2 protein-coding genes are annotated in these 1,952 nt (G+C 38.0%); both read right to left on the reverse strand.

The features are described from left to right. Nucleotides 1-202 precede the first annotated feature (202 nt). Nucleotides 203-376 (reverse strand): hypothetical protein, encoded by a 174-nt coding sequence (locus ACFWUZ_RS36250; protein ID WP_375839303.1) that lies wholly within the window; start codon nucleotides 374-376, stop codon nucleotides 203-205. Nucleotides 377-1,060: 684 nt separating this feature from the next. Then, on the reverse strand, nucleotides 1,061-1,952 hold an 892-nt coding region (locus ACFWUZ_RS36255; protein WP_384382383.1), incomplete at its 5' end, for a hypothetical protein.

Raw genomic sequence — 1,952 nt, forward strand, 5'->3', positions numbered from 1 at the left:
TTTTCCGGTTCATCTTCTCCATATGCTGAACTTCAATGACGTGATTCATAGTGGTCACTTTTACAACATCATTTGGAGCTATGAAAACCGCGTCACCATTGCGTTTATCCATCCATTTCCCCTCAATTTTTCCTGTAATGTTTAATTAAAATCAAGTTAATAATAAAGAACCCCAAATCCGAAGTCAGTTTTTCAACAAAAATTAGCGTCCTTTTCCCAAATAGTCCCTATACAATTCCTTAATAGCAAACTCAATTACAGCATCTTTTGAAACTCTTCCAAATTCATTGTGTTTTGTAAAATGTTCGGCTAATAACTCTAGCTTTTTAAATGTTTCAACAGTAATTCGAGGTCCAATTTGTTTTTTCTCTTCCATCCAAACACACTCCTAACAAGTTGTTAACATAATTCTAACATTGGAAATAATAGAATTCAAGAACAGAAAAAAGAAGCACACTCGGAATGATATTTCGTTTCCTTTTGATTCCGAGCCTCCACCCCTTACAATCCCCAAAGGCAACCGACAAGGGAAAATTCGTCCCTTATCGGCACCTCCGGAAATTGTACAGCAAGGGGTCACTCCCAATAAAAAGACTACGACATATAAAACAGGTTTAGCTTCAGAGAAAAAGAGCATAAGGAAACTCGGTGCCACCCTAAAAAAAAGGGTGTCAAACAGGCTGTGCCTGTTGAGTTTCTATGCTCTTAGAACAGGTGCCGTTTTTGAAGCCAAAGATATAGCATAGATACCCCATAGATATAGCAGGGATATACCAAAATATCTCTAGAGATACGGGTATCTATGCTATATCTCTCTACAAGATTCCTCCACACGCTTGACGGAAATGCTTCAGCATTTTAGCACTCACTCGACAGAGTGTATAAGTGCGCCATTCGGAATTTCAAAGCTTCAAATTTCACAGAGAGTGCCCATTTATACACACCCCCTAAATCGTGGTGTGACAATGGGTTCTCGCCGGCTCGAAATCGGTTTGTCATTCTGACAAATAACCCTTCGGGAAATAAAAAAAACGGCTCCATAAAGAGGAACCGTTTTGCTTCAAAAATCACGTTTTGTGTTATACTGGAGAAACGAAATTGTGTTTTCAAAATTGTCATTTTCGACATGATAACTTTTCTCGTAGTGTGGTTTTGCCGAACCCACTACTTTTTTTATGTCTCCGAACTTCATTTCTTCCCGTTCCGGCTTAACAATCCCTTTTGATTTTCGATACATATTCATTCCGGAAGGATACATGTGCAGCCGTCCGCCTTTTAAAAATTTCTTTTCCCGACCTTCTACGATCTTTGTTTGCACCTCACAGCCCTCTGAAGCCACTTTTAAGGCTGTTTCCCTGTCTTGGACATCTTCTAGGTCTATATCAGTCAAATAAGCGCTCAAATAGGCTCCTATGTTGTCTATATCCTTTAATGACTTGATTGTTACAAATCCTAAACCCCATAGACTCCTTAATTCAGCATTTTTAATATAAATCTTATCCAAATCATTAAAGCGCATTAAAACATGACAATGCCAGGCTCCACGTCCTTGTGGCTCTACCACCGATAAATAATCTATCGAACTTTCTTTCTTGTATTTATAACGCAACCTGTCGATAAAATTTTGAAAATCACTATAAAGTTTTTTCGTGTCCGTCATATTTTTCTTGTATGTCAAAGTTATATGTAATTCATTTGGCCGTCCTATAAAATTGTTATTTATCAAATAACGCAGCTTCTTAAAGGTTTGTCTCAAAGAATTATAATTTTCCTGCCGATTTTCCGAATGCTCGAACTCCCGGATCTCCCCAGTAGAGAGGTCTACAAACCTATCCTTGTCCAATTTTTTGATATTATTTTTCCGGTTCATCTTCTCCATATGCTGAACTTCAATGACGTGATTCATAGTGGTCACTTTTACAACATCATTTGGAGCTATGAAAACCGCGTCA

This window comes from Streptomyces sp. NPDC058646, assembly GCF_042716875.1.
Lineage (GTDB): Bacteria > Actinomycetota > Actinomycetes > Streptomycetales > Streptomycetaceae > Streptomyces.